The sequence below is a fragment of the Pseudomonas sp. PB105 genome, assembly GCF_009764655.1.
GTDB lineage: Bacteria > Pseudomonadota > Gammaproteobacteria > Pseudomonadales > Pseudomonadaceae > Aquipseudomonas > Aquipseudomonas cyclaminis.
The window spans coordinates 47,441-71,641 of sequence record NZ_RWIO01000036.1 but is presented as its reverse complement, the minus strand read 5'-3'; the positions used below and the strand labels follow the sequence as shown (position 1 = coordinate 71,641).

The following is a 24,201-nucleotide window of genomic DNA, read 5'->3' as shown; positions in this document are numbered from 1 at the left end:
GTACACTCGGAGCCTGTAAAACCGATCCTATCGAATCACTTTTCACGTTCCCACGAGGTTTGCCATGGCTGATTACAAAGCGCCGCTGCGTGATATGCGCTTCGTCCTCAACGAAGTTTTTGAGGTCGCCAGCACCTGGGCCCAATTGCCGGCATTGGCAGACACCGTCGACGCCGAAACCGTCGAGGCGATCCTCGAAGAAGCCGGCAAGGTCACCGCCAAATCCATTGCCCCGATCAGTCGCAGCGGCGATGAACAAGGCTGCCGCTGGGACAACACAGCGGTGTTCACCCCGGACGGTTACCCACAAGCCTACAAAACCTACGCTGAAGGCGGCTGGGTCGGCGTCGGCGGCGATCCTGCGTTTGGCGGCATGGGCATGCCCAAGGCCGTGTCGGCGCAGGTTGAGGAGATGATCAACTCGTCGAGCCTGGCGTTTGGCCTGTATCCAATGTTGACGTCCGGTGCGTGTGTGTCGATCAACACCCATGCCAGTGAAGAACTCAAGGCGGCCTACCTGCCGAAGATGTATTCCGGCGAGTGGGCCGGGTCCATGTGCCTGACCGAGGCCCATGCCGGCACCGACCTGGGGATTATCCGTACCAAGGCCGAGCCGCAGACGGATGGTTCCTACAAAATCAGCGGCACCAAGATTTTCATTACCGGTGGCGAGCACGACCTCACCGAAAACATCATCCATCTGGTCCTGGCCAAGCTGCCGGATGCGCCGGCCGGGCCTAAAGGCATTTCGCTGTTCCTGGTGCCGAAGTTCATGGTCAACACCGACGGCAGCCTGGGCGCGCGCAACCTGGTGAGCTGTGGCTCCATTGAACACAAGATGGGTATCCAGGCGTCCGCGACCTGCGTGATGAACTTCGACGCAGCCGTGGGTTACCTGGTGGGCGAGCCTAATCGCGGGCTGGCGGCGATGTTCACCATGATGAACTACGAGCGTCTGGGTGTGGGTATCCAGGGCTTGGCGTCCGGCGAGCGTTCCTATCAGAACGCGATTGAATATGCCCGTGACCGCTTGCAAAGCCGTGCGCCGACCGGTGCCCAGGCGAAAGACAAAGTCGCTGACCCGATCATCGTCCACCCGGACGTGCGCCGCATGCTGCTGACCATGAAAGCCGCCAACGAAGGCGGCCGTGCGTTCTCCACCTACGTGGCAACGCAGTTGGACATCGCCAAGTTCAGCGAAGACGCCGCAGCCCGTGAACGAGCGGATAACCTGGTGGCATTACTGACGCCGGTGGCCAAGGCGTTCCTCAGCGACCTGGGCCTGGAAACCACGGTGCTCGGCCAGCAGGTGTTTGGCGGCCACGGTTACATCCGCGAGTGGGGCCAGGAGCAATTGGTGCGTGATGTGCGCATCACCCAGATCTACGAAGGCACCAACGGCATTCAGGCCCTGGACTTGATGGGCCGCAAGATCGTGGGTAGCGGCGGGGCGTTCTACACCTTGTTTGCTGATGAGATCCGCCAGTTCGTCGTTGAGTCAGGCCCTGGGTTAACCGAGTTCACTAAACCGCTGAGCGCGGCGGTGGATAACCTGGATGAACTGACGGCCTGGGTACTGGATCGCGCCAAGACCAACCCGAATGAAATCGGCGCGGCCTCGGTGGAGTATTTGCATGCGTTTGGATACATGGCCTACGCCTACATGTGGGCGCGTATGGCCAAGGCCGCGTTGGGCAAAGAGGCTGAAGAAGACTTCTACGCCAGCAAACTGGGGACGGCGCGCTTCTATTTTGCACGCCTGCTGCCGCGTATTCACTCGCTGAGCGCGTCGGTAAAGGCCGGGAGTGAATCACTGTTTCTGCTGGATGAGGCACTGTTCTAAGGGTTTGGAGGGCGTGTAAGCATTCTCTTACATGACGTACTGCTATTCGTCCTCTATCGCCAAATTGGATCCACGGATAATCTACTTCACATGGACGTCGCGCAGGAAGCGCAAAGCAACAACACGGACACGTAGGATTCTGCCAGGACGGCGGAGTGAAATGGATGTCAGGGAAACAGTCTGCAAAGCCCCGCTTCGGCGGGGTTTTCTTTTGCCTGCGAAAAAGTCAGGCCGGCGCCTGCGGGGCATTCATCACGTCTTCGAGCAAGGTGCGCAGCAACGCCACCGTCGCCTGTTGACGCTGCACATCACGGCAGACCAAGCCTACTTTCAGCGGCATCCGCGGTTCACTCAAGGGTTTCCACAGCAGCATCTGGCTGTTGTGTTCGTCCTGGGAGCGCCCCGGCAGCACGGTTGCCAGTTTGGTATGGGGCAGGCTGTCGAGAATCCCCACCATGGTATTGAGCTCAGCCTGTACTTGCGGTCGTCGCCCAAGATTGGCGAGCTGGCCCTGCCATATCTGCCTGATTTGAAACTCTTCCCCCAATAGCAACATTGGCAACTCGGCCGCTTGTTTCAGCGAGACTTTCTTGAATTCGCGCAGGGGATGATCGTCCGGGATCACCACTTTCAGCTCATCCTCATACAGCAGCACGCCGTGTAACCCCGGCTGACGCGGCGGCAGGTAACTGATGCCAATGTCCAGCGAGCCGTTGAGCAGCCGCCGTTCTATCTCAATCCCGGTGAGTTCATAGATCTGCACCACCAGGTGCGGCTGGGCCTTGCGCACCCGCTCAAGCATCTGCGGCACCAGGCTGGTGTGCACGGTTTGCAGCACGCCGATGGCCAAGGTGCGCAAGGCCTGGCCTTTGAAGTTGCGTAGCGCCTCGACAGCTTGCTGCATGCCATCGATCAACGGCAGCGCATGGTTGTACAGCGTGTGGGCGGCCAGGGTTGGCAGCAGACGCTTGCTGCTGCGCTCGAACAGGCTCACATCCAGGTTCTGCTCCAACTGGCGAATCTGCTGTGACAGCGCCGGTTGAGAGATCGACAGACGTTCGGCGGCACGGCCCACATGGCCTTCTTCATATACCGCGACGAAATAACGCAGTTGCTTGAAATCCATAAGACTTTCTTATCGAAAAAGCTGCAAAATCGAAATGGCCGTTGGCCTGTGAGACGCCTAGTCTAGCGCCTATTCGCAGGGCTTACAGGGCCGGATCGGGCAATGAACAGTGTTTGTGTTGATAGCGTTTACATAGGCAAGTCAAAAAATCCAAAGGCAGTGTCGGCGCCAGGCTTGGTTGCTATCGGGACGGATCTGTGAACTTGTTCTCTATCCGCCGCCCCGCGCCAAGCCTGGACGATTTGGTCCTGGATGCGCCGCGCAATGATCCCTCCAGCGAATCCTTGATGCCCACGGTGGCGCGGCCGCAACACGTCTTTGTGCGTGGCCAGGGTTCCTGGTTGTGGGACAGTGACGACCGCGCCTATCTGGACTTCAGCCAAGGCAATGGCGCCAACAGCCTCGGCCACAGCCCGCGGGTGTTGATCAAAGCCTTGAGCGAACAGACCCACGCGCTGATCAACCCCGGCATGGGTCTGCATAACCGCGTTCAACTCAACCTCGTTGAGCGCTTGTGCCACCGCACCGGCAGCGACCAGGCTTATTTGCTCAACAGCGGCGCAGAAGCCTGTGAAGCGGCGATCAAGCTGGCGCGTAAATGGGGCCAACTGCACCGCGGCGGCGCCTATCGCATCATCAGCGCCAGCAACGGTTGCCATGGCCGCAGTTTCGCGGCGCTGGCGGCATCGGCCGGGACCTTGGAAAACCGTTTCGAGCCGCAACTGCCCGGTTTCAGCCATGTGCCTTTCAACGACCTGCCGGCCCTGCACGCTGCTGTCGATGCGCAAACCGTTGCCATCCTGCTTGAGCCGATCCAGGGCGCCAACGTAACCCCCGCGACCGAACACTACCTCAAGGGCGTCGAGCGCCTGTGCCGTGAACTGGGAATCCTGCTGATCCTCGACGAAGTGCAGACCGGCCTCGGTCGTTGTGGCACGTTGCTGGCCGAACAACAGTACGGCGTACGAGCCGACATCATCACCCTCGGCAAAGGCCTGGGCGGCGGCGTGCCTCTCGCGGCGCTACTGGCGCGTGGTAGCGCGTGTTGTTTCGAAGTGGGCGAACTGGAAGGTACCCATCACGGCAATGCATTGATGGCTACAGCCGGCGCGGCGGTACTCGACACGGTGCTGGAACATGGTTTTCTTGAGCACGTGCGTGAATCCGGTCTTTATCTGGGCGAAGGCCTTGCCCGCCTGGCCTACCGCTACGAGCACGGCCAACTGCGCGGACAAGGTCTGATGTGGGGCCTGACGTTGTCGGATGATTCTGCCGATGCCGTGGTAAACGCCGCGCTGCAGGAGGGCCTGATCCTCAACGCCCCGCAACCTGACTGTCTGCGCTTTACCCCGGCGTTGACCGTGAGCAGAAGCAACATCGACGACATGCTCCTGCGCCTGGCCCGCGCCTTCTCCCGCGTGCGCACCGCACAACTGCAATGCCGCAAGGGCATCGCTGTTTAACCCCATTTTCCTGAACCGTCTCGCGGCATACGCGGCGCCTCCAGCCTGATTTTTTTGGCTGGGGGCGTTTTTTTGTGTGTGAAATTTTTGGATTGAAAGCGTTGATTGATCGATTTTGAAAATAGTGGCTTTTTAGCGGGCGTCGGCAAGGACTGCCGATGGGGCGTGACGCTTTTTCGCGTGCTCCATTTCTAATCTGTACCACTGGGTGGTATGTTTTATAGGAAGGGATATCCATGAGGCTCAGGCTGTTTAAAACACGCAATTTCGCTGATGCGGCCAGCAAGGCCTGGATTTGTGATTTGGAGTTGAGTGAGGCATTCGGCGAAATGCTAAGAGGGCAAGCAGACAACCTGGGAGGCGGGGTGTGGAAAAAACGCCTAAACCAGAACAGACATCGGTCTATTGTCTTGGCCAAGGGCAGACATTTTTGGGTTTATCAGCTTCTGTATGCCAAACAGGATCAAAGCAATATCAGCCAGAAGGATTTGGTCGGGTTGCGTGCGATGGCGAAGAAATATGAAGATTTAACTGAATCGGATGTCCAGCAGCTACTGGACTTCAAGGAGTTTGTGGAGATACATCATGACCAGAAAATATGAAAGTGAAGCATTGGAGTCGGTTCATCAATCGGCCAAGGCGTTGTATTCGATTGGTGCGATCAGCAAGACCACCCTTCGAGAGTTCGACGAGATGTGCTTTGCAACTGCCCCCGTGCAAATCCCGGCCGAACAGATCAAACAACTGCGCGAAACCAACCATGTCAGCCAACCCGTATTCGCCCGTTACCTGAACACCAGCGCCTCCACGGTAAAAAAATGGGAGTCGGGTGAGAAACAACCCAGCGGCATGGCGCTCAAGCTTCTGAGTATCGTGCAAAAGCATGGATTGGAAATCCTGGCCTGAGGGTGGCCCAGTGCCAGATTCCACTGAACCCTCACGAGCGCCCAAGGTCGATTAGCTACACGGCTCACACGAGCCGATTTTTTGGAGCTGACCCATGGACATCATTCGTATCATCATCGCCATTCTGCTGCCGCCATTGGGTGTGTTCCTGCAAGTAGGCTTCGGCGGCGCGTTCTGGTTGAACATTCTGCTGACCTTGTGCGGTTACTTCCCAGGCATCATCCACGCGGTGTACATCATCGCTAAGCGCTGAGGCCGTTAGCCTTTGGCGATGAGCCGTGAGTTGCGCTCATTGCGAAAGGCCAGTTGCTCGATGGTCTGGGTGGCGTGTTCGGCTTCTTCCCGTGCCTGAAGGATGATGCCGTGCTGCTCGGACTTGCTGCACACCGGGTCGGCATTGCTCGCATCCCCCGTGAGCATGAAGGCCTGGCAACGGCAGCCGCCGAAGTCCTTTTCCTTTTCATCACATGACTTGCACGGCTCGGGCATCCAGTCGTAGCCGCGAAAGCGGTTGAAGCCAAACGAGTCGTACCAGATGTGTTGCATGCTGTGGTCGCGCACATTCGGAAACTGCACCGGCATCTGTCGGGCGCCGTGGCAGGGCAGGGCGGTGCCGTCTGGCGTCACGGTAAGAAAGATACTGCCCCAGCCATTCATGCAGGCTTTCGGGCGCTCCTCGTAGTAATCCGGCGTCACGAAAATCAGCTTGCACGGGTGGCCTTCGGCTTCGAGCTTGGCGCGGTATTCGTTGGTGATGCGCTCGGCACGCACCAACTGCTCCTTGGTGGGCAACAACCCCACACGATTGAGCTGCGCCCAGCCGTAGAACTGGCAGGTGGCGAGTTCGACAAAGTCGGCTTCCAGCGCAATGCACAGCTCGATGATGCGGTCGATCTTGTCGATATTGTGCCGATGGGTGACGAAGTTCAGCACCATCGGATAGCCGTGGGCTTTCACTGCCCGAGCCATTTCCAGTTTTTGCGCGAAGGCTTTTTTCGAGCCGGCCAGCAGGTTGTTCACCTGTTCGTCGCTGGCCTGGAAGCTGATCTGGATATGGTCCAGGCCGGCCTTCTTGAAGTCGCTGATTTTCTGCTCGGTGAGGCCGATGCCGGAGGTGATCAGGTTGGTGTAGAACCCCAACTTGCGCGCCTCGGCGATCAATTCCGCCAAGTCCTGGCGCACCAGCGGTTCACCGCCGGAAAAACCCAGCTGCGCGGCACCCATTTCCCGGGCTTCGCGAAATACCTTGATCCACTGCTCGGTGCTCAGCTCCTTGCCCTGCTCGGCGAAATCCAGCGGGTTGGAGCAGTACGGGCACTGCAACGGGCAGCGGTAAGTCAGCTCGGCCAGCAGCCACAGCGGCAAACCGATAGCCGGTTTTTCAGGCAAGGGTGATCCAGTGCTCAGCACGGGCGACCTCCATGAATTGCTCAATGTCGTCACCCAGCTCAGGCACGCCGGGGAATTGCTGATCCAGCTCGGCGATGATCGCCGCCACGTCGCGCTCGCCGTCGATCAAACCGCCGATCAATGCGGCGCTGTCATTGAGCTTGATCATGCCTTCGGGGTAGAGCAGCACATGGCCCTTTTGCGCGGGCTCGTACTGGTAGCGATAGCCCTGGCGCCAGGTCGGTATTCTGCTGCGATCAAAGCTCATAAGGTGATCCCTTTATGCCAGACCCGCTGCTCGGTCACGCTGTGATACGGCGGGCGTTTGAGTTCGTAGGCCATGCTCATGGCGTCCAGCATGCTCCACAGGATGTCCAGTTTGAACTGCAGGATTTCCAGCATGCGCTCCTGGCCTTCTCGGGTGGTGTAGTGCTGCAGGGTGATCGCCAGGCCGTGCTCCACATCGCGGCGGGCCTGGCCCAGGCGGGTGCGGAAATACTCGTAACCGGCCGGGTCGATCCACGGGTAATGCTGCGGCCAGCTGTCCAGGCGCGACTGGTGGATCTGCGGCGCGAACAGTTCGGTCAGCGAACTGCTGGCGGCTTCCTGCCAACTGGCGCGACGGGCGAAGTTGACGTAGGCGTCCACCGCAAAGCGTACGCCGGGCAGCACCAATTCCTGGGAACGCAATTGATCCGGGTCGAGGCCGACCGCCTGGCCCAGGCGCAGCCAAGCTTCGATGCCGCCGTCTTCACCGGGCGCACCATCGTGGTCGAGCAAGCGCTGGATCCACTCGCGACGAATCTCGCGGTCCGGGCAGTTGGCCAGGATCGCGGCGTCCTTCAGCGGAATATTGACTTGGTAGTAGAAGCGGTTGGCGACCCAGCCCTGGATTTGTTCGCGGCTGGCGCGGCCTTCGTACATCGCCACGTGGTACGGGTGATGGATATGGTAGAAGGCACCCTTGGCGCGCAAGGCGGCTTCGAATTCGGCGGTCGTCAACGGTGTGTCAGTCATATCGTCTGCTCCTACAATTCAATGCTCATGCCGTCGTAAGCCACTTCGACATTACGTCGCACCAACTCCGCGCGCTCGGGAGAGTCTTCATCGAGGATCGGATTGGTGTTGTTGATATGGATAAGCACCTTGCGCTGCTCGGGCAACTGCTCCAGCACTTCGAGCATGCCGCCGGGGCCGTTTTGCGCCAGGTGGCCCATCTCGCGCCCAGTTCGGGTGCCGACGCCACGGCGCTGCATTTCATCGTCATCCCACATCGTGCCGTCTACCAGCAGACAGTCGCTGCCGGCCATGATCTCCAGCAGCGGCGCGTCGACCTTGCCCAGGCCCGGGGCGTAGAACAGTTTGCCGCCGGTGCGCAGGTCTTCGACGATCAGGCCGATATTGTCGCCGGGGTGCGGGTCGAAGCGGTGCGGCGAGTAGGGCGGTGCGGCGCTGCGCAGCGGCAGGGGTGTGAAGCGCAGGTTGGGGCAGGCCGGGATGGTAAAACTGGCGTCCAGCTCGATGCGGTTCCAGGCCAGGCCGCCGTTCCAGTGGGTGAGCATGGTGAACAGCGGGAAGCCGGTGCTCAGGTCTTCATGGACCATGTCGGTGCACCACACCTGGTGCGGGCAGCCTTCGCGCAGGCTCAAGAGGCCCGTGGTGTGGTCGATCTGGCTGTCCATCAGGATGATCGCGCTGATGCCGGTGTCGCGCAGGGCGCGGCCGGGTTGCATCGGCGCAAAGCCTTGCAGCTGTGCGCGGATATCCGGCGAGGCGTTGCACAGCACCCAATTCACGCCATCGTCGGAAATCGCGATGGACGACTGGGTACGTGCGTGGGCCCGCAGGCTGCCATCACGAAAACCTGCGCAGTTCACGCAGTTGCAATTCCACTGCGGGAAACCACCGCCGGCGGCGGAACCTAGAATCTGGACAAACATGATTGCTCCATCACGCAAAGCTCAAAACAAAAACGCCCCGGGCGAACCGAGGCGTTGTATTACCCAGCGGATTAACGGCTGGCGAAGTACATGGTGACTTCGAAGCCGATGCGCAGATCAGTGTAAGCAGGTTTGGACCAAGTCATATTCATACTCCTACGAAGGGATGGGACGTTTACTACCAAGTAATACATATAGTCCACCTCCAGTCGGAGATGTTCAGATGTGTGCGTAGGAATGTTACTCAATTCTTGGCAAGTTAGCGCTGTCTTGGTGGAAAAAGCCTGTTGCAGAGTTGGCAATGATCGACCTGCCGGCCTTCACACGTTCGAGGTTTGCGGGCCGTTGGCCACATAGCGCCAGCCCCCTTGGGCGTCGTTCAGTTGCTGGGCGGCCAGCAGCACGTCCTCACGGCTGCGGCCTTGGATCAACTGTTGAAGATGGGTGAGATAAGCCGACGGATGGCCGGCCAAGTGTGCGTGCCACAGCAGTTCGGCGGCTTGGGCGACCGGCAACGCTTGAGGTGAAAACTGTTGGGCAAGGGCAATATTGTCCAGGTCTTCGCTGGCGCCGACCAATGCCGGCAGTTGGGCCAGGAAGGTGTTCAAGTGTTCAACGATGCCTTCCAGGGACACGCTGGGAGACTGCACGCCAAATAACAGGCCGGTCTGTCCGTTTATCTGTCGGACACCGCTGAAGACCGCGTAGCCCAACTGCAACTCGACCCGCAGGCGTTGGTAGAACGGCCCTTGGAGCAGGTGTCCCAGCAGTCGCCACGACGCTTCGTCGGCCAGGGACGGGCTCGGTGTCGGGCAAAACAGCAACAAGGCGGCTTCAGGGGAATCGGTTTTTATCGCATGCCACACGCGTTGACCGCTGAAGGTTTGCTGAGGTGCTTCGAGGTGGGCAGGTTGGCCTGGCAGACGAGCGGCGGCGGCCTTGATCAGCGTTTCAGTCGCGGCGGGCAAACCCAGGCCCAGGCCATACCAGCGTGCGGTGGCCCAGGATGTAGGCTGCTCACGTGTCTCGACATTGCCGTTGGCGCAGCACGAGGGCAGCGCCTTGAGCAACGCCCGGATTGGAATCATTGGCGCTGGGGCAATGACCGCCTCTTGCGGCAGGTTCAGGCTTTGCGCCAAGGCCTCCAGCACGGCTGGCATGGGCTCGTGCAGTCCGGTCATCGTCACCCGCCAGTCAGTGCCGGTGGTTTCGAAGGACACTTCAACGCCCGCCTGACGTGCACTCTCACGCAATGGCTGCAAGGTGTTTTCCAGCGCGGCAGCAACTGGCGCGTCGAACCGCCATTGCAGGTATAGCGCGCCTTCATCGCTGTCATCCGCCAAGGCCTGGCTGAAGGCCAGCGCCGATACCTCGCGGCGACCCCGCGAGCGGTCCTGGGCAAAGGTGCGCAGGCCCCGGTGGGCGCTGGTTTGGCCGCGGATCAGGCCAGCGCGCTCTTCCTTGGCCGGTGGGCGCAGGAACGGGTTGGGCGGGGGAAGTTGCCAAATGTGCTCGGCGGGCGGCAGGTGCAGTGATTCAAGCAGGGCCTTGAGCGCGGCGATGTCTTGTTCGCACAGATCTTCACTGTCGTTTCGGGCCAATGCCAATGCGCCCTGGATCTGTTGTCGGCGGGCGTTCAGCAGCGCGGACTCTTCGCGAAGTGGCGTCCAGTCGCTGCGTGAGAAAAAGCTCAGCCAGTCGTGCAACAGCGCCTCAATCTGTGTCGTCGGTTTATCTGCGGTACCGAGCGTGAAGTCGATATCCAGTACGGCTTGTCCGGCGAAGTGATACAGCACGGACGCCTGCAGTGCACTGGCCAGTTGTTGTGCTTTCAACTCGGCGAGCAGCCCGCCCGGCGCAGAGGCGTTGAGCCAGGTGCAAAGGAAGTCCAGTGCGGCGCGGGGCACGTCACAGGTGATGACGTGGTGCAGGTGGCCGTCTTCGGTGTGCTGATAACGCCGGGCCGCGCCTTGCATCAAGGCGGGTGGCGCAGCCTGTGGATGCTGCGGGCCAGAGATCAGATGCTCGCTGAATTGCTGCGCCATGGTTTCCAGCGTTTGCAACGACTGCGGGCCGGCGAGACTCAAGGTCATCTGGCCGCTCTGATAGAACTGCGCGTGGAATTCCCGCAAGGCTTGCTGAAACGCCTCACGCTCCACCGGCAGGCTGTCGCGGTTGCCTGCGTGAAAGCCACGCAACGGATGATCTGCCGCCAAACGTTCGAGCAGCGTCACCTGCTGTTGAGCCTTGGCGTCCTGGGTCCAGGCGACAAACTCGGCGTGTAGCACTTCGCGCTCGCGCAGTTGATCTTCCAGCGCAAGGCGCGGATGGGTGAGCATGTCTGCCAGCCGCTCCAGCCCATCCGTAAAAGTCGAAACCGGCAGCTCGAAGAAGAAGTCCGTGGTGCGTTCGCGGGTGCTCGCGTTCACCTGGCCACCATGGCGTTGTACGTAGGCCATCAACCCTTCGCCGGTGGGAAAACGCTCGGTGCCAAGAAACAACAAATGCTCAAGGAAATGCGCCAGTCCAGGCCAATCCAGCGGCACATCATGACTACCGGCAGCCACCCTTAACGCTGCGGCGCAACGTTTCAAACGTGGCGCATGGCGCAGGGAAACACGCAGGCCATTGGCCAGGGTTAAGTGAACGGGATAAGGGTGGGCCGGGGCAGGCATGGGCACTTCCAGAACGGGGCAAGTGCCTATGCTAACAAACCCGTTGGGTCAGGGCTTGTGCAGCGGGCCGTAAAGCTCGGGGCGACGGTCTTGCAGATAGTGATTGGCGGCGCGGGCGTCGAGGATCGATTGGTGATCCAGCGTGCCGACAATCAAGGCTTCATCCAGACCCGCCTGGGCGATTCGCTGGCCATCCGGCGCGGCGATGCTGCTTTGCCCGCAGTACTTAATTTCGCCTTCGTGCCCGCAATAGTTGGCGTAGGCCACGTAGCACTGGTTTTCAAAGGCCCGCGCCCGCACGGTGACGTCGGCAACAAAATCGAACGGCACCATGTTGGCGGTGGGCACCAGGATCACCTCTGCCCCGGCCAGGGCCAGGCGTCGAGTGTTTTCCGGGAACTCCAGGTCGTAGCAGATCAGGAATCCCAGCTTCCACCCATTGAGCTCCACCAGTGGGAAGTCATCGTCGCCGGCGCTGAACATCGAATGGTCCAGATCCCCGAACAGATGGGTCTTGCGGTAGTTGCACAGGCGATGGCCGTGGGCGTCGATCAATTGCACGGCGTTGTAGATCTGCCCATCCTCGGCCCGCTCCGGATAACCGTACAAAATGGCCAGCCCGGCAATTTTCGCGATGTCTGCGATGATCTCGGCAGACTCGCCATCCTGTGCTTCGGCCAAGGCCCCGACGGCTTCTGCGCCGATGTTGTAGCCGGTGAGGAACATCTCCGGCAGCACCAGCACATCGGCGTCGGTCGCTTCGTGTGCAAGCCGACGCAGGCGCTTGAGGTTGCCCGCTACGTCCAACGGCAGCGGCGGGCATTGGTACAGGGCGACACGCATGGCGTAACTCCTTACTCAGCCAGGGCGATTGGCCCGATTTCATCGAACACATCACCGGGGCCGGGGTTCTCGGCGTGAGTGCTGCCGCCGAAGTGGGTCATGATGCCCCACACTGCGTTCAGCGAGGTTTGTACGGCGCCTTCCACCCACGCAGGGGTCCAGGAAACGTCGTCGCCCGCGATAAAAATCCCACGCTGTTCGGCGGGCATGTCCTTCTGCATAAAGTGCGCGTACATCCGCTGGTTGTAGCGGTAGTGGCCAGGCAATGCGCCTTTGAAGGCGCCGAGGAAATGCGGATCCGCCTCCCAGGACACGGTGATCGGATCACCAATGATGCGCGCCTTGATATCGACTTTCGGGTAGATCTTGTTCAAGGCATCCAGGGCCAGTTTTACCCGCTTGTCGATGGGCTGCGGAAGCATTTTCAGCGCGTCGCTCATCCACGAGTACGACAGGCAGATCACCCCTGGTTTGTCGTCGCCGTTGTCGAACAGGTAGGTGCCGCGAGTGAGGCGATCGGTGAGGGTCATGCTCATCAGGTCGCGGCCGGTTTCCGGATCTTTGTCTTTCCAGAAGGGGCGGTCGACCATCACGAAGGTTTTCGACGATTGCATGTAGCGCGTGCGGTCCAGGGCCATCCACATCTTTTGCGAGAACAGGGTTTCATCGCATTCGATCTGGGTGGTCAGCAGCCAGCTTTGGCAGGTGGTGAGGACGGCGGCGTATTCACGGGTGTCGCCATAGTTGTCGGTCACCGCGAAACGGCCATCTGCGGCGTGGGCAATGCGTTTGACCCCTGCGCGAGGTGCGCCGCAGTGCAGTGAGCTGAGGCTGGTACCGGCCGGCCAGTGGGCGCAGCGCTCCGGCACATGGCGCCAGATGCCCATGGGCACCTGGGCCACGCCGCCGACCACCAGGTGTTGGTGGTCGTCGCAGTTGGTCATCACCACCCGGAAGATTTCCAGCATCGAGTTGGGGAAATCCGAGTCCCAGCCGCCGGTGCCGAAACCGACTTGGCCAAACACTTCCCGGTGATGGAACGACAGCTTGGCGAAGGCCTTGGAGGTGGCGACGAAGTCGTAGAAGGTGCGGTCGTCCCACAGCGGTACCAGCTTGTTCCACAGCGCTTTGAGGCGCGGCACATCGCGGTCGCGAATGGCTTGCTGGATATCGCCGAACTGCGAGCCGGCTTCCAGCGCGTCGGCCCAGGCGTCGGCCACTTCCTGGAACAGGGCAGGCAAGTCAGAAAGCTTTTGTGCGTAGTGGGTCTGGCCTTCGAGGTCGATCACGGTACTGCCGGAGGCCGGCGTCAGCGGGTTGGGGAACGGTTTGGTGTCCAGGCCCAGCTTATCCACATAGTGGTAGAAGGCGGTGGATGACACAGGAAAGCGCATGCCGCCCAGCTCGGCGATGATGCCTTCGGCGCCTTCGAAGGCCTGGGAGCGCAACCGGCCGCCCATCTTCGAGGCTTCGTACACCACGGGTTTGAGGCCCAGCTTCATCAGTTCGTAGGCGGCGACCAGACCGGCGATGCCTGCGCCGACGATGGCAACTTCGGCGCCATGGTTGGCGGCGGGGATACTGCCCAGGCCGGCGGGGTGCTCGATCCAGTCATCAAAGGCAAACGGAAAGTCCGGGCCAAAGATGGTGATGGGTTTTTTACCGTCTGCCGGATGGCGATTGGTCTTGCTGAGGGTGCTGGACGGAATGCTCATGGCTGACCTTACTGGCGACTAGGCGGAAGGAACCCGCTGAGTATAGGAAAAGATGGCAGCCAGTTTAGGGAGCGTTGCGCTCGTTAATAAGACGCAATGTGTCGTCAAAATGGACTGTTTTCAGTCGAAGTGACGAGTTTGACGGTCAGATTGGTTGGCCGCGATCCAATTTGTTACTGAGGATGATCGAGGTGGTGGTTTTTTCCACACCATCGACACTGCCGATCTGGTCCAGCAACTGATCAAGCTGCTCCGGCGAATCCGTGCGCAGCCAGGCCACGTAATCAAACTCGCCGCTCACCGCGCACAACTGCTGCACTTGAGCCATGGCACTCAGCCTGCGCAGCACTTCTTTGCCTGAGCGTGGTTGCACGGTGATGCCCACGTAGGCCTGCAAACCACCGTCTGCCACACGTTGCCCCAGGCGCACGCCGTAACCGGTGATCACCTGGGTTTTCTCCAGGCGTGCGAGGCGCGAAGTCACGGTGGTGCGTGCGATCCCCAACTGCCGGGCAAGCATGGCCACGCTTTCGCGGGCGTTGATCTGCAGCGCGGCGATCAACTGGCGGTCGATTTCATCTAGGACAGGCAAGAGAGGCTCCATTTCGGGCGGCAACAGCCACGCATGTTACAGGCTTGTATCGGCCAGCAGGCAGCGGGCGAACAGCTGCGGGACCGGCAGATGCCGTTGGCTGTAGCGACTGAGCAGGATGATCTCACGGTAAAACGTCAGGCTGCCCAGGGGGATTGTTCTTATTTCAGGCGAACGCTCCAGCCACAGGCCCGCCTGGGGGATCAGCGATACGCCAAGGCCACATTCCACCATCTTGACGATGGCCTCCAGCTCGTCCAGTTCCAGTGCGACCTGTACATCAATTTTCTGCTCGCGCAGGAACCGGCTCACCAACCGACCGCCAAACGATGCACGGTCATAGCGGACATGGGGGTGGCTGCTGAGCAACTGCACAGGATCATCGCCAGTCATTGTGTGCGGCACGACCAGCACGAACGGTTCCTTGCGCAGCACCTGCACGTGCAATTCCTTGGGCAGATCGAACGGCGGGCGAATGATGATCGCCGAATCCAACTCGCCGGCATCTACCTGGCTCAACAACTCCAGGGACACGCCAGGGACCAACTTGCACTCGACCGTTGGCGCAGCCTGGCGCAAACGCACCAACGCCTGTGGCAGCAAGCCGGTCTGGGCGGTGGTGATGGCACCGACTTTCAACTCGCCCCGATATTCATCGGCGTCCACCGGCACCGCCATGCGGTTGAACGTTTCAATGATTTCCTTGGCCAATGGCAATGCGCGCAAACCCGCCGCATTCAGCGTGGCCTGACGCCCGGTGCGATCGAACAACTGCACCCCCAGCGTCTGCTCCAACTGCCGAATCTGCGCGCTGACCGCCGACTGTGTCAGGCCGCCATGCATGCCCGCCGCCGCGAACGTGCCATGGCGGGTTACGGCAATAAAGGTCTTCAATTCACGCAGCATAGGGTCTCTATTCATCGAAATAATTTGAGCTCGGCGCAAAAACTATCGTCTTTTCATCGGCTGAAGCAAGGCTAAACTCGGGGGACTTAATGCCCACAGAGGTTTGACCTGATGACACTCGCACCTTTTCACCTGGCAATTCCGGTATACGACCTCGCCGCTGCGCGGCATTTCTACGGTGAAGTCTTTGGTCTTGAAGAGGGGCGTTCCAGCGAACACTGGGTAGATTTCAACTTTTTCGGGCATCAGTTGGTCATTCACGAACACCCGAAAACCGCCTCCCAGGAATCAGCCCACACCAACGCGGTAGACGGCCACGACGTGCCCGTGCCGCATTTTGGCGTGGTGTTGGGCTGGGAAGACTGGCATGCCTTGGCGGACCGTCTGCAGGCCAGGAAAACTCGTTTTGTGCTGGAACCGCACATTCGCTTCAAAGGGCAGGTGGGGGAGCAGGCGACGTTGTTTCTGTTTGATCCGTGCGGGAACGCGCTGGAGTTCAAGGCATTCCGGGATATTGGGCAGTTGTTTGCGAAGTGAGACTGCCAGACACACAAAAGCCGCGCATTGCGCGGCTTTCTTGTTTGGTGGGCCCACACGGACTTGAACCGTGGACCAAAGGATTATGAGTCCTCTGCTCTGACCAACTGAGCTATAGGCCCTGTAACAGGTCGCGGATTATAACGATGGTTTCCCCGCTGTGCCATCCGAAAAATCCTCAATGTGCATGCGAAGGAAGGTCGCGGCAAAAAGCTCCGGCGGCAGCGGCAGGCTGACGATGTAGCCTTGCATCTGTTCGCAGCCTTCAGCGGCCAGGAAGGCTTGCTGGGCGGGGTTCTCCACGCCTTCGGCGATGATGGTGAATTGCATGCTATGCCCCAGGGCGATGATGGCGCGCACGATGGCGGCATCGTGGGGGTCATCGGGCAGGCCACGGACGAAGGATTGGTCGATCTTCAGGAAATCCAGCGGCAGGCGTTTAAGGTAGCTGAGGGATGAGTAGCCGGTGCCGAAGTCATCAATCGCCAGTTGAACGCCCAACTGCTTGAGTTGGTACAGCACCTCCAGTGCTTCCTCGGCCTGGCTCATGATGAAGTTTTCCGTGATCTCCAATTGCAGGTGGCCGGGGTCGAGGTGGTAGTCGCGCAACAGTTGTTCGATGCGACTCAGCAAGCCGGGATGTCGCAACTGCGCGCCGGCGAGGTTGACCGACAGCGGGCCGAAATCTTCGAAGGTGCCCTGCCAGGCGTGCAGTTGTTGGCAGGCCTGTTCCAATACCCAATCGCCAATTTGCAGGATCGTGCCGTTCTCTTCGGCCAGGGCAATGAAGTGTTCGGGGGGGACTTCGCCAAAGGTGGGGTGGTGCCAGCGAATCAGGGCTTCGGCGCCGATCAGTTCGTGTGTCACCAGGCTCAGTTTTGGCTGGTAATACAGGCTTAGCTCTTTACGTTCGATGGCTCGCCGCAGTTCGTGCTCCAGTGCCACACGTTCGTTGGCCTGGGCCGTGAGGTCGCGGGTGTAGCTTTCGACCCGGTTACGCCCCTTGGCTTTGGAGCGGTACATCGCGGCGTCGGCATTCTTGACCAGGGTGGCGACGTCCGTACCGTCCTGCGGATAGAGGCTTGTGCCGATGCTGGCGCTGATGAAGAACTCGTGCTCGCCAGCCTGGAAGGGCGGGGTGAAGCAGGCCAGCAGCTTATTCGCCAGGTGTTCGGCGTCGCTGGCGTGTTGCAGGCCGGGCAACAGGATGATGAACTCGTCGCCGCCCAGGCGCGCGACGGTGTCGATGTCTCGCAGTTGATCCTTGAGGCGCACAGCGATGTCTTTGAGCAGCAGGTCGCCGATCGGGTGGCCGAGGCTGTCGTTGATGTGTTTGAAGCGGTCCAGGTCGAGGAACAGCACGGCGCCCTGTTTACCGGTTTCCTGATGACCGTTGAGGGCGGCCTGCAACCGGTTTTCAAACAGCGTGCGGTTGGGCAGGCCGGTCAGTGGGTCGTGGTGCGCCTGATAGTCGAGGCGTGCCTGGGCCAGTTTGAGGCTGGAGATGTCGGCAAACACCGCCACAAAGTGGGTGATCAGTTGATCGCGGTTACGCACGGCGCTGATGGTCAGCCAACTGGGATACAACTCACCGTTCTTGCGGCGGTTGGAGATCTCGCCTTGCCAATGGCCATGGGCCGTCAACTGGTGCCACATGGCGGCGTAGAAGGCGCTGTCATGCTGGCCCGAGGCGAGCAGGCGCGGTGTCTGGCCGAGCGCTTCGGCTTCACTGTAGCCGGTGATTTCGCTGAAGGCGCGGTTGACGGCACTGATGTTCTGGCGGGTGTCGGTGATCAACACGCCTTCGGCAGTGCTTTCGAAGACGGTGGCAGCCTGTTGCAGTTTTTCCTGCATCTGCTGGCGTTCAGTGATGTCGCGGGCGATGGTGAGCATGCAGTCTTCATCGCCGATAGGCAGTGGGCGACTGGACAATTCACAGAGGCGTATCAGGCCATCGACGCGACGGATATGGCAGACAAAGTCGCGGACAAACCCATCACGCTGCATCAACTCCAGCATGTGTTTGCGCTCGTTAAGGTCGACCCAGATGCCAAGGTCCAGGCTCGATTGGTCAACCGATGTGGCGCTGGTGTGGCCGGTCAGGCGGCTGAAGCCTTCGTTGACCTCAATCAGCAGACCGTCGCGTTGGCGGCTCAGCAGCAAACCGTCGGGCGAGGCGTGGAAGGCTTTGGCGAACTTCTCTTCGGAGGTTTGCAGCAGCTGCTGGGTTTCCTTGAGTTGGGTGATATCGCGCACCACCACCACGATGGCTTCAGTCGTGTCCAACTGGAAGGGTTCTGCCGAGATAAGACCGGTAAAGGCTTGGCCGTTGCTGCGCAGGAACGGCATTTCAAGGTTGCGGATACTGGTGGTCTGGACACGTTGCAGCAGCTCGGGGCCGATGCCCGGGATGCCCCATATTTCCAGCTCTGTACCGGTTTTGCCGATCACCTCTTCAGCAGTCAGGCCGATTTGATCTTCGAAGGCTTTATTGACCTCCAGCAAGCAGCCATCGGATAGCCGTGCAATCACCAGAATGTCCGGGCATTGCTGGAACACCGAGGCAAATTTCTGTTCGGACAATTGCAGCGCTTCCTCGGTGCGCTTGGCCTCGCTGATATCAATCATCAGGCCGCGCAGCACAGGCTCATGACCGTGTTCGATCAGGCTGACAATGTCGCGTACCCACAGGCAGCGGCCGTCGGCGGTAATCACTCGGTAATCAACACTGTGGTCGCGGCTGGCACGGGTTTCGCGGTGGCAATAAGCTTCGGCACGTATGAGGTCGGCCGGGTGAATGATGTTGCGCCAGAAGCCCGGAATCAGCCAATGAGCGCGTGGGTAGCCGAGCAACTCTTCCGCGTGGGGCGACACGTAGCTGTAGGTGAAATCGGTGACATTGGCTTCCCAGGCGATGGCGGACAAGCTCTCTACCAGGCCGCGATAGTGGTATTCGCTGCTGCGCAATTCTTGTTCGAGAGCGACGCGGCGGGAAATTTCCGAACTCAGCCGACGATTGATCCGAATCACGATGGCCAATACGCTGCACAGCAGCAGTACGGCGGGCAGGCCGTACATCAGCAGGTCGTTCCAGAAGGTGCGGTTATCCGTGAACTTCCCCACCCAATGCTGCTGGATCGCGTCGGTTTCCTCCGGGCTGAGGTCGGCCAGGACTTTATCCAGGATGCCCACCAGCATTTTATCGTCCCGTGGTACGCCCATCGCCAATTGATAGCGGTAAGGGGTTTCGCCGCTGACGTAAAGGCCATCGAGTTTGAGTTCGCGCAGGCTCCAGACGCTGGACGCCAGGTCGCTGACCACGGCATCCACTTCGCCGGTCGCCAGGGCTTGCAGTGTGGAACTGACGTTGGGCAGTGCGACCAGGTTAAGGTCGGGATGGTGGGTACGCAGCAACTCGTGAGGGGCGTAGTTTTCCACCACCGCAACCTTCAGGCCGTAAAGATCCTTGAGGTTGCGCGGTCGTGCTCCGCCTTCGTGGGCAAGAATCACCATCGGGAAGTCGATGTAAGGCCGGGTAAAAGCCAGATAGCCCTGGCGTTCCGGGGTCGACATGATGCTGGCGATAAGATCGAGTTGGTTGTTTCGCGCCATCTCCAATACAGCGCCCCAGCTCGGCGGTTCGATTATCTTGACCCTGACGCCCAGGCGGTCCTGGATCAGGCGCACGTAATCTGCCGACAAGCCTTGGTATCGGCCACTGTCATCACGGTATTCGAAGGGTGGCCACGAGGCGTCCACGCCAAGTCTCAGCTCCTGATGGTCCGCCAGCCAGCCACGCTCATCATCAGTAAGAGTCAACGCGCCAGCCGTTGCGGTCCAGTTCAGCAGCGACAGCAGTATCACGGTCGGCAATCTGGGCATAACGGTCTCGTTATGGCACGGGGAATGTGTCGAGTGTAGACGGGCATTGCGGGGGGAGGAGGGGCAGTACAGGATTTTATCTATGCAAAACAAAACCCCCGGCCTGGGCCGGGGGTTCTGGTATCACTCGTCGAGGAAGGAGCGCAGATGCTCGCTTCGCGTCGGGTGGCGCAACTTGCGCAGCGCCTTGGCTTCGATCTGACGGATCCGCTCGCGGGTCACGTCAAACTGTTTACCGACTTCCTCAAGGGTGTGGTCGGTATTCATGTCGATGCCGAAACGCATGCGCAGTACCTTGGCTTCACGGGCAGTGAGGCCGGACAGTACGTCGCGAGTCGCTTCTTTCAAGCTCTCAACAGTGGCGACATCGATTGGCGACTGCATGGTCGAGTCTTCGATGAAGTCACCCAGATGGGAGTCTTCGTCATCACCGATCGGGGTTTCCATGGAGATCGGCTCTTTAGCGATCTTCAATACCTTGCGGATTTTATCCTCAGGCATTTCCATGCGTTCGCCCAGCTCTTCCGGGGTCGGTTCGCGACCCATTTCCTGCAACATCTGCCGGGAAATACGGTTGAGCTTGTTGATGGTCTCGATCATGTGCACCGGAATACGGATGGTGCGGGCCTGGTCGGCGATCGAGCGAGTGATCGCCTGACGGATCCACCAGGTGGCATAAGTCGAGAACTTGTAGCCGCGACGGTATTCGAACTTGTCCACAGCCTTCATCAAGCCGATGTTGCCTTCCTGGATCAGATCGAGGAATTGCAGGCCACGGTTGGTGTACTTCTTGGCGATGGAGATCACCAGACGCAAGTTCGCTTCTACCATCTCTTTCTTCGCGCGGCGGGCCTTGGCCTCACCGATCGACATGCGACGGTTGATGTCCTTGATCTCGGCAATCGTCAGACCGGTTTCGGTCTCAAGTGCAGTCAGCTTCTGCTGGCAACGGATGATATCCGGCTGCAGGCGGCCAATGGCTTCGGCGTACTTCGCCTTGCCTTTGGCCAGGGCGTCGCTCCAGCTTTCGTCAACTTCGTTGCCCGGGAACTGGCGCAGGAAATCGGTGCGCGGCATGCGCGCATCACGGACACAGAGCTGCATGATCGCACGCTCTTGTGCACGCAGACGCTCAAGGGCGCTACGAACGCGTTCAACCAGGCCTTCGAATTGCTTCGGTACCAGCTTGATCGGCATGAACAGCTCAGCCAGCGCCAGCAGCTCGGCAATTGCCAGCTTGTTGGAGCGACCGTGCTTTTTCAGGGCCTTGCGGGTGATTTCCATTTGATCGGAAACCGCACCGAAACGCTGGGCAGCGATGATCGGGTCTGGACCGCTTTCGACTTCTTCTTCGTCGTCGGTGCTGGCTTCAGCCTCGTCGTCTTCGGAATCGTCATCCGCTTTCGCGGCTTTCGGATCGACAGGCGGCGGTACTTCGGCAGCAGGCGGCGCAATGCCGTCGTCCGGGTCGATATAACCGCTCAGGACGTCGGACAGGCGGCCACCTTCGGTGGTGACGCGAGTGTACTCGGAGAGAATGTGGTCAACCGTGCCAGGGAAGTGCGCGATTGCGCCCATCACTTCACGGATGCCCTCTTCGATACGCTTGGCGATTTCGATCTCGCCTTCGCGTGTCAGCAACTCGACGGTACCCATTTCACGCATATACATGCGCACAGGGTCAGTCGTGCGACCGATGTCGGTCTCCACCGCGGCCAACGCAGCAGCGGCTTCTTCAGCGGCTGCCTCGTCGGTATCGGCGTCGGCCAACATAAGGGCGTCCGCATCCGGAGCACTCTCGTGTACGGGGATCCCCATGTCATTAATCATGCGGATGATGTCTTCCACCTGCTCAGGATCTGAAATATCCTCAGGCAGGTGGTCGTTGACCTCTGCGTAAGTCAGATACTTCTGCTCACGACCAAGGGTGATCAACTCTTTGATACGAGACTGCTGTTGCGCTTTTCCGGACATAACACCCTATCCACTGAAGGTCTTGGCGGGCAAAAAACAAGCCGAGGATTATACCCGAGCTATGACCTCACACGCCAGCTGAGGTCGGGTTTGATGCGGAAACATTCTGTTTTAAGAGGTCACGCATCTGTTTTGCTATCTGAATTTGCTCTTCAGCCGATAATCCCGGCTGTCTTGCTCTCATGATGAGTTCATCGAGGGTCTGCGTATGCTGACCCGCGGATAACCTAGTAATGGTGTCTAAAAACTGTTGTTCAAGGTTATCGCCGTCAATTAGCCACTCCTTTTCCGCAAGTGCTTTCAACAAGCGTCCCTGTTCTGTGCCGTGCCAGCGCGCCATCAACTGAATTGAGTTTAGCTTAGGATTTTTCTGCACAGCTTCGATCAGTGCGATCAGGACTTGAGCGTAGGTATTGCTCGCGTTGGCAAAATGGTCGGCACTTTCGACCTTGCCCGCCAATTGCGGGTGGTGAATGAGCGTGCGCAGGGCGATCAGCGTGGGCGCTTCTACGGCAACTGGCGTGCGCGGGGCGTAGGCCTCGTCGCGATCGCCGCGCTTACCGTTCTTGCTCCAGGGCTTTTTGTCCCACTTCTTGCCGCCGGCACCGGGTTTCTTCGGGGTCCATTCCTGCTGGGGCGCGTAGGCATCCTGCGGGTGGAAGTCGGAATAGTCCGGCATGGCGTCGTAATCCATGCCCGGATCGTAGGCGGGCGGCGCGTCCTGCGGTGCGCTGTGCACCAGCTGGCTGACGGCTTCGCCACTCAATCCGGTAATTTCCAGCAGGCGCTGGCGCATCAGGGTGCGCAGGTTGGCGCCTGGCACCTTGTCGATCAGCGGCGCTGCGAGGGTGGCCATATGGGCCTTGCCTTCGAGGGAGCGCGGATCGGCTTCTTCGGTCAGTTGCTGGAAGAAATAGTCCGCCAGCGGCTGCGCATGTTGGTTGATGCGTGCGCGGAATGCGTCGGTGCCTTCGGAGCGCACCAGGGTATCCGGGTCTTCGCCTTCAGGCAGGAACAGGAAGCGTGCGCGGCGCCCGTCTTGCAGGCTCGGCAGCGTGGCTTCGAGTGCTCGCCAGGCGGCGTTGCGGCCGGCCTGGTCGCCGTCGAAGCAGAACAGCACGCTGGGCACTACGCGAAACAGGCGTTTCAAGTGCTCTTCGCTGGTGGCGGTACCGAGGGTGGCTACGGCGTTGCGCAAGCCTTGCTGGGCCAGGGCAATCACGTCCATATAGCCTTCAACCACGATGATTTCATCGAGGTTGCGATTGTTTTTGCGCGCTTCGAACAGGCCGTAGAGTTCCTGGCCTTTGTGGAATACCGGGGTTTCCGGCGAGTTCAGATACTTGGGCTTGTCGTCCCCCAATACCCGGCCACCAAAGGCGATGATGCGGCCGCGGCTGTCGCGGATCGGGAACATCACGCGGTCGCGAAAACGGTCGTAGCGCTTGCCGGTCTCGGCGTTTTCCACCAGGAGACCGGCGTCGATCATGGCTTTTTGCTGCAGGGTGTCACTGCTCAGGTGCTTGTACAGGTTATCCCAGCCGGGCGGCGCGAAGCCGAGGCCGAAGTCGCGAGCGATTTCGCCGGTAAGGCCGCGGCCCTTGAGGTAGTCGACGGCGGCCTTGCGCTGCGGATGGCTCTTGAGTGCCTGTCGGTAAAAGTCGGCGGCGGCGGTGAGCAGTGGGTACAGCGGCGAATCGGTGGGTTGCCGCGGTTTGTGCGGGCGACCGCTTTCTTCGCGGGGGACTTCCATGCCGGCGGCTTTCGCCAGATCCTCGATTGCCTGGGGGAAATCCAGGTTGTCGTGGTCCATCAGAAAGCCGAGGGCGTTGCCGCCTGCGCCGCAGCCGAAGCAGTAGTAGAACTGCTTGTCGGGGCTGACACTGAACGACGGGGTTTTTTCTTTGTGGAACGGGCAGCAGGCGGTGTAGTTCTTGCCGGCTTTCTTCAGTTGCACGCGCGAGCTGACAACATCGACGATGTCGGTGCGGTTCAGAAGGTCGTCAATAAAGCTCTGGGGAATTAGCCCGGCCATGGCGTTCTCGTCATCACTGCGTGTAAATGAGGGCCCGTGAAGTGCTCAAGCGCTTGGGTCGAGTGGCTCGACCATCAATCGTCTGCTTGGGCTGTATGGAAGTGTATCTGCCGAGCATTCACTGACGTTAATTTCCAATCAGTCTTCGGCGAAGAAATGTTGCCCCAGGCTCCGGTCTTGGCCAATGGTGGCCTCGGTAGCTCATCGATGGGCACAGTCGACCGTTGATCGCCTGTTTACAGAATAAGTGTGCTCGTCAGTAGCCTTGTTAGGCTCGTCAGAAGAGACGTGCACCGCTGGCAAAAGAGCCAGTCCTGACGTGTGAAGCAGTTGTCTCAGTCGCGTGTGCGGCGTCGACGGCAAAGCATCAAGCGA

At 59.9% G+C, this 24,201-nt stretch carries 20 protein-coding genes and 1 tRNA gene; 6 read left to right on the top strand and 15 right to left on the bottom strand.

Annotated features, from left to right (window positions below):
* Positions 1-64: 64 nt before the first annotated feature.
* Complete coding sequence (locus tag EJD88_RS08085) at positions 65-1,843, top strand: acyl-CoA dehydrogenase C-terminal domain-containing protein (RefSeq protein WP_158877606.1); 1,779 nt, start codon at positions 65-67, stop codon at positions 1,841-1,843.
* A gap of 226 nt (positions 1,844-2,069) precedes the next feature.
* Here the strand turns inward: EJD88_RS08085 and EJD88_RS08080 are convergent, their stop codons facing one another.
* Entirely contained in the window at positions 2,070-2,969 is a 900-nt protein-coding gene (locus tag EJD88_RS08080; RefSeq protein WP_158877604.1) for a LysR family transcriptional regulator, read from the bottom strand.
* 197 nt (positions 2,970-3,166) lie between these two features.
* On the opposite strand from EJD88_RS08080, the gene EJD88_RS08075 reads away from it, so the two are divergent.
* From EJD88_RS08075 to EJD88_RS08060, 4 genes are all read left to right on the top strand, one after another.
* Positions 3,167-4,432 (top strand): aspartate aminotransferase family protein, encoded by a 1,266-nt coding sequence (locus EJD88_RS08075; RefSeq protein WP_158877602.1) that lies wholly within the window; start codon positions 3,167-3,169, stop codon positions 4,430-4,432.
* 236 nt (positions 4,433-4,668) lie between these two features.
* Entirely contained in the window at positions 4,669-5,034 is a 366-nt protein-coding gene (locus tag EJD88_RS08070) for a type II toxin-antitoxin system RelE/ParE family toxin (protein ID WP_099585693.1), read from the top strand.
* On the top strand, positions 5,018-5,338 hold the full coding sequence (locus EJD88_RS08065; RefSeq protein ID WP_099585692.1) for a DNA-binding transcriptional regulator: 321 nt from the start codon (positions 5,018-5,020) through the stop codon (positions 5,336-5,338). The genes EJD88_RS08070 and EJD88_RS08065 overlap by 17 nt, the downstream gene beginning before the upstream one ends.
* Before the next feature lie 94 nt (positions 5,339-5,432).
* A complete protein-coding gene (locus EJD88_RS08060; protein ID WP_003194776.1) occupies positions 5,433-5,591 on the top strand; it encodes a YqaE/Pmp3 family membrane protein in 159 nt (52 codons plus the stop codon).
* A gap of 5 nt (positions 5,592-5,596) precedes the next feature.
* Here the strand turns inward: EJD88_RS08060 and pqqE are convergent, their stop codons facing one another.
* From pqqE to EJD88_RS08010, 10 genes are all read right to left on the bottom strand, one after another.
* Positions 5,597-6,727, bottom strand: a complete 1,131-nt coding sequence (gene pqqE / locus EJD88_RS08055) for a pyrroloquinoline quinone biosynthesis protein PqqE (RefSeq protein WP_158877628.1) — start codon at positions 6,725-6,727, stop codon at positions 5,597-5,599.
* Entirely contained in the window at positions 6,720-6,995 is a 276-nt protein-coding gene (gene pqqD / locus EJD88_RS08050) for a pyrroloquinoline quinone biosynthesis peptide chaperone PqqD (protein WP_099585690.1), read from the bottom strand. Before pqqD ends, pqqE begins: the two co-directional genes overlap by 8 nt.
* Positions 6,992-7,744: a pyrroloquinoline-quinone synthase PqqC gene (gene pqqC, locus EJD88_RS08045; RefSeq protein WP_099585689.1), complete on the bottom strand. Its 753-nt coding sequence runs from the start codon at positions 7,742-7,744 to the stop codon at positions 6,992-6,994. The genes pqqD and pqqC overlap by 4 nt, the downstream gene beginning before the upstream one ends.
* An 11-nt stretch (positions 7,745-7,755) precedes the next feature.
* Complete coding sequence (gene pqqB / locus EJD88_RS08040) at positions 7,756-8,667, bottom strand: pyrroloquinoline quinone biosynthesis protein PqqB (protein WP_099585688.1); 912 nt, start codon at positions 8,665-8,667, stop codon at positions 7,756-7,758.
* Between the two features lie 71 nt (positions 8,668-8,738).
* Complete coding sequence (gene pqqA / locus EJD88_RS08035) at positions 8,739-8,813, bottom strand: pyrroloquinoline quinone precursor peptide PqqA (RefSeq protein ID WP_003194766.1); 75 nt, start codon at positions 8,811-8,813, stop codon at positions 8,739-8,741.
* 174 nt (positions 8,814-8,987) lie between these two features.
* Positions 8,988-11,342, bottom strand: a complete 2,355-nt coding sequence (gene pqqF / locus EJD88_RS08030; RefSeq protein WP_158877600.1) for a pyrroloquinoline quinone biosynthesis protein PqqF — start codon at positions 11,340-11,342, stop codon at positions 8,988-8,990.
* 48 nt (positions 11,343-11,390) lie between these two features.
* Positions 11,391-12,185: a carbon-nitrogen hydrolase family protein gene (locus EJD88_RS08025; protein ID WP_158877598.1), complete on the bottom strand. Its 795-nt coding sequence runs from the start codon at positions 12,183-12,185 to the stop codon at positions 11,391-11,393.
* 11 nt (positions 12,186-12,196) lie between these two features.
* Entirely contained in the window at positions 12,197-13,900 is a 1,704-nt protein-coding gene (locus EJD88_RS08020) for an NAD(P)/FAD-dependent oxidoreductase (protein ID WP_099585685.1), read from the bottom strand.
* 145 nt (positions 13,901-14,045) lie between these two features.
* Positions 14,046-14,492: an Lrp/AsnC family transcriptional regulator gene (locus EJD88_RS08015; RefSeq protein WP_032883895.1), complete on the bottom strand. Its 447-nt coding sequence runs from the start codon at positions 14,490-14,492 to the stop codon at positions 14,046-14,048.
* Positions 14,493-14,528: 36 nt separating this feature from the next.
* Positions 14,529-15,398 (bottom strand): LysR family transcriptional regulator, encoded by an 870-nt coding sequence (locus tag EJD88_RS08010; protein ID WP_099585684.1) that lies wholly within the window; start codon positions 15,396-15,398, stop codon positions 14,529-14,531.
* Between the two features lie 111 nt (positions 15,399-15,509).
* Between EJD88_RS08010 and EJD88_RS08005 the strand changes: the two genes are divergently transcribed.
* Positions 15,510-15,935 (top strand): VOC family protein, encoded by a 426-nt coding sequence (locus EJD88_RS08005; protein WP_099585683.1) that lies wholly within the window; start codon positions 15,510-15,512, stop codon positions 15,933-15,935.
* 45 nt (positions 15,936-15,980) lie between these two features.
* Here the strand turns inward: EJD88_RS08005 and EJD88_RS08000 are convergent.
* The 4 genes from EJD88_RS08000 to dnaG all read right to left on the bottom strand — a co-directional run bounded on the left by EJD88_RS08000 (position 15,981) and on the right by dnaG (position 23,826).
* A tRNA-Ile gene (locus tag EJD88_RS08000) sits at positions 15,981-16,057 on the bottom strand.
* Positions 16,058-16,073: 16 nt separating this feature from the next.
* Complete coding sequence (locus tag EJD88_RS07995; RefSeq protein WP_158877596.1) at positions 16,074-19,817, bottom strand: bifunctional diguanylate cyclase/phosphodiesterase; 3,744 nt, start codon at positions 19,815-19,817, stop codon at positions 16,074-16,076.
* Positions 19,818-19,940: 123 nt separating this feature from the next.
* Complete coding sequence (gene rpoD / locus EJD88_RS07990; protein WP_099585681.1) at positions 19,941-21,791, bottom strand: RNA polymerase sigma factor RpoD; 1,851 nt, start codon at positions 21,789-21,791, stop codon at positions 19,941-19,943.
* Positions 21,792-21,858: 67 nt separating this feature from the next.
* Positions 21,859-23,826 (bottom strand): DNA primase, encoded by a 1,968-nt coding sequence (gene dnaG / locus EJD88_RS07985; RefSeq protein WP_158877594.1) that lies wholly within the window; start codon positions 23,824-23,826, stop codon positions 21,859-21,861.
* Positions 23,827-24,201 lie beyond the last annotated feature (375 nt).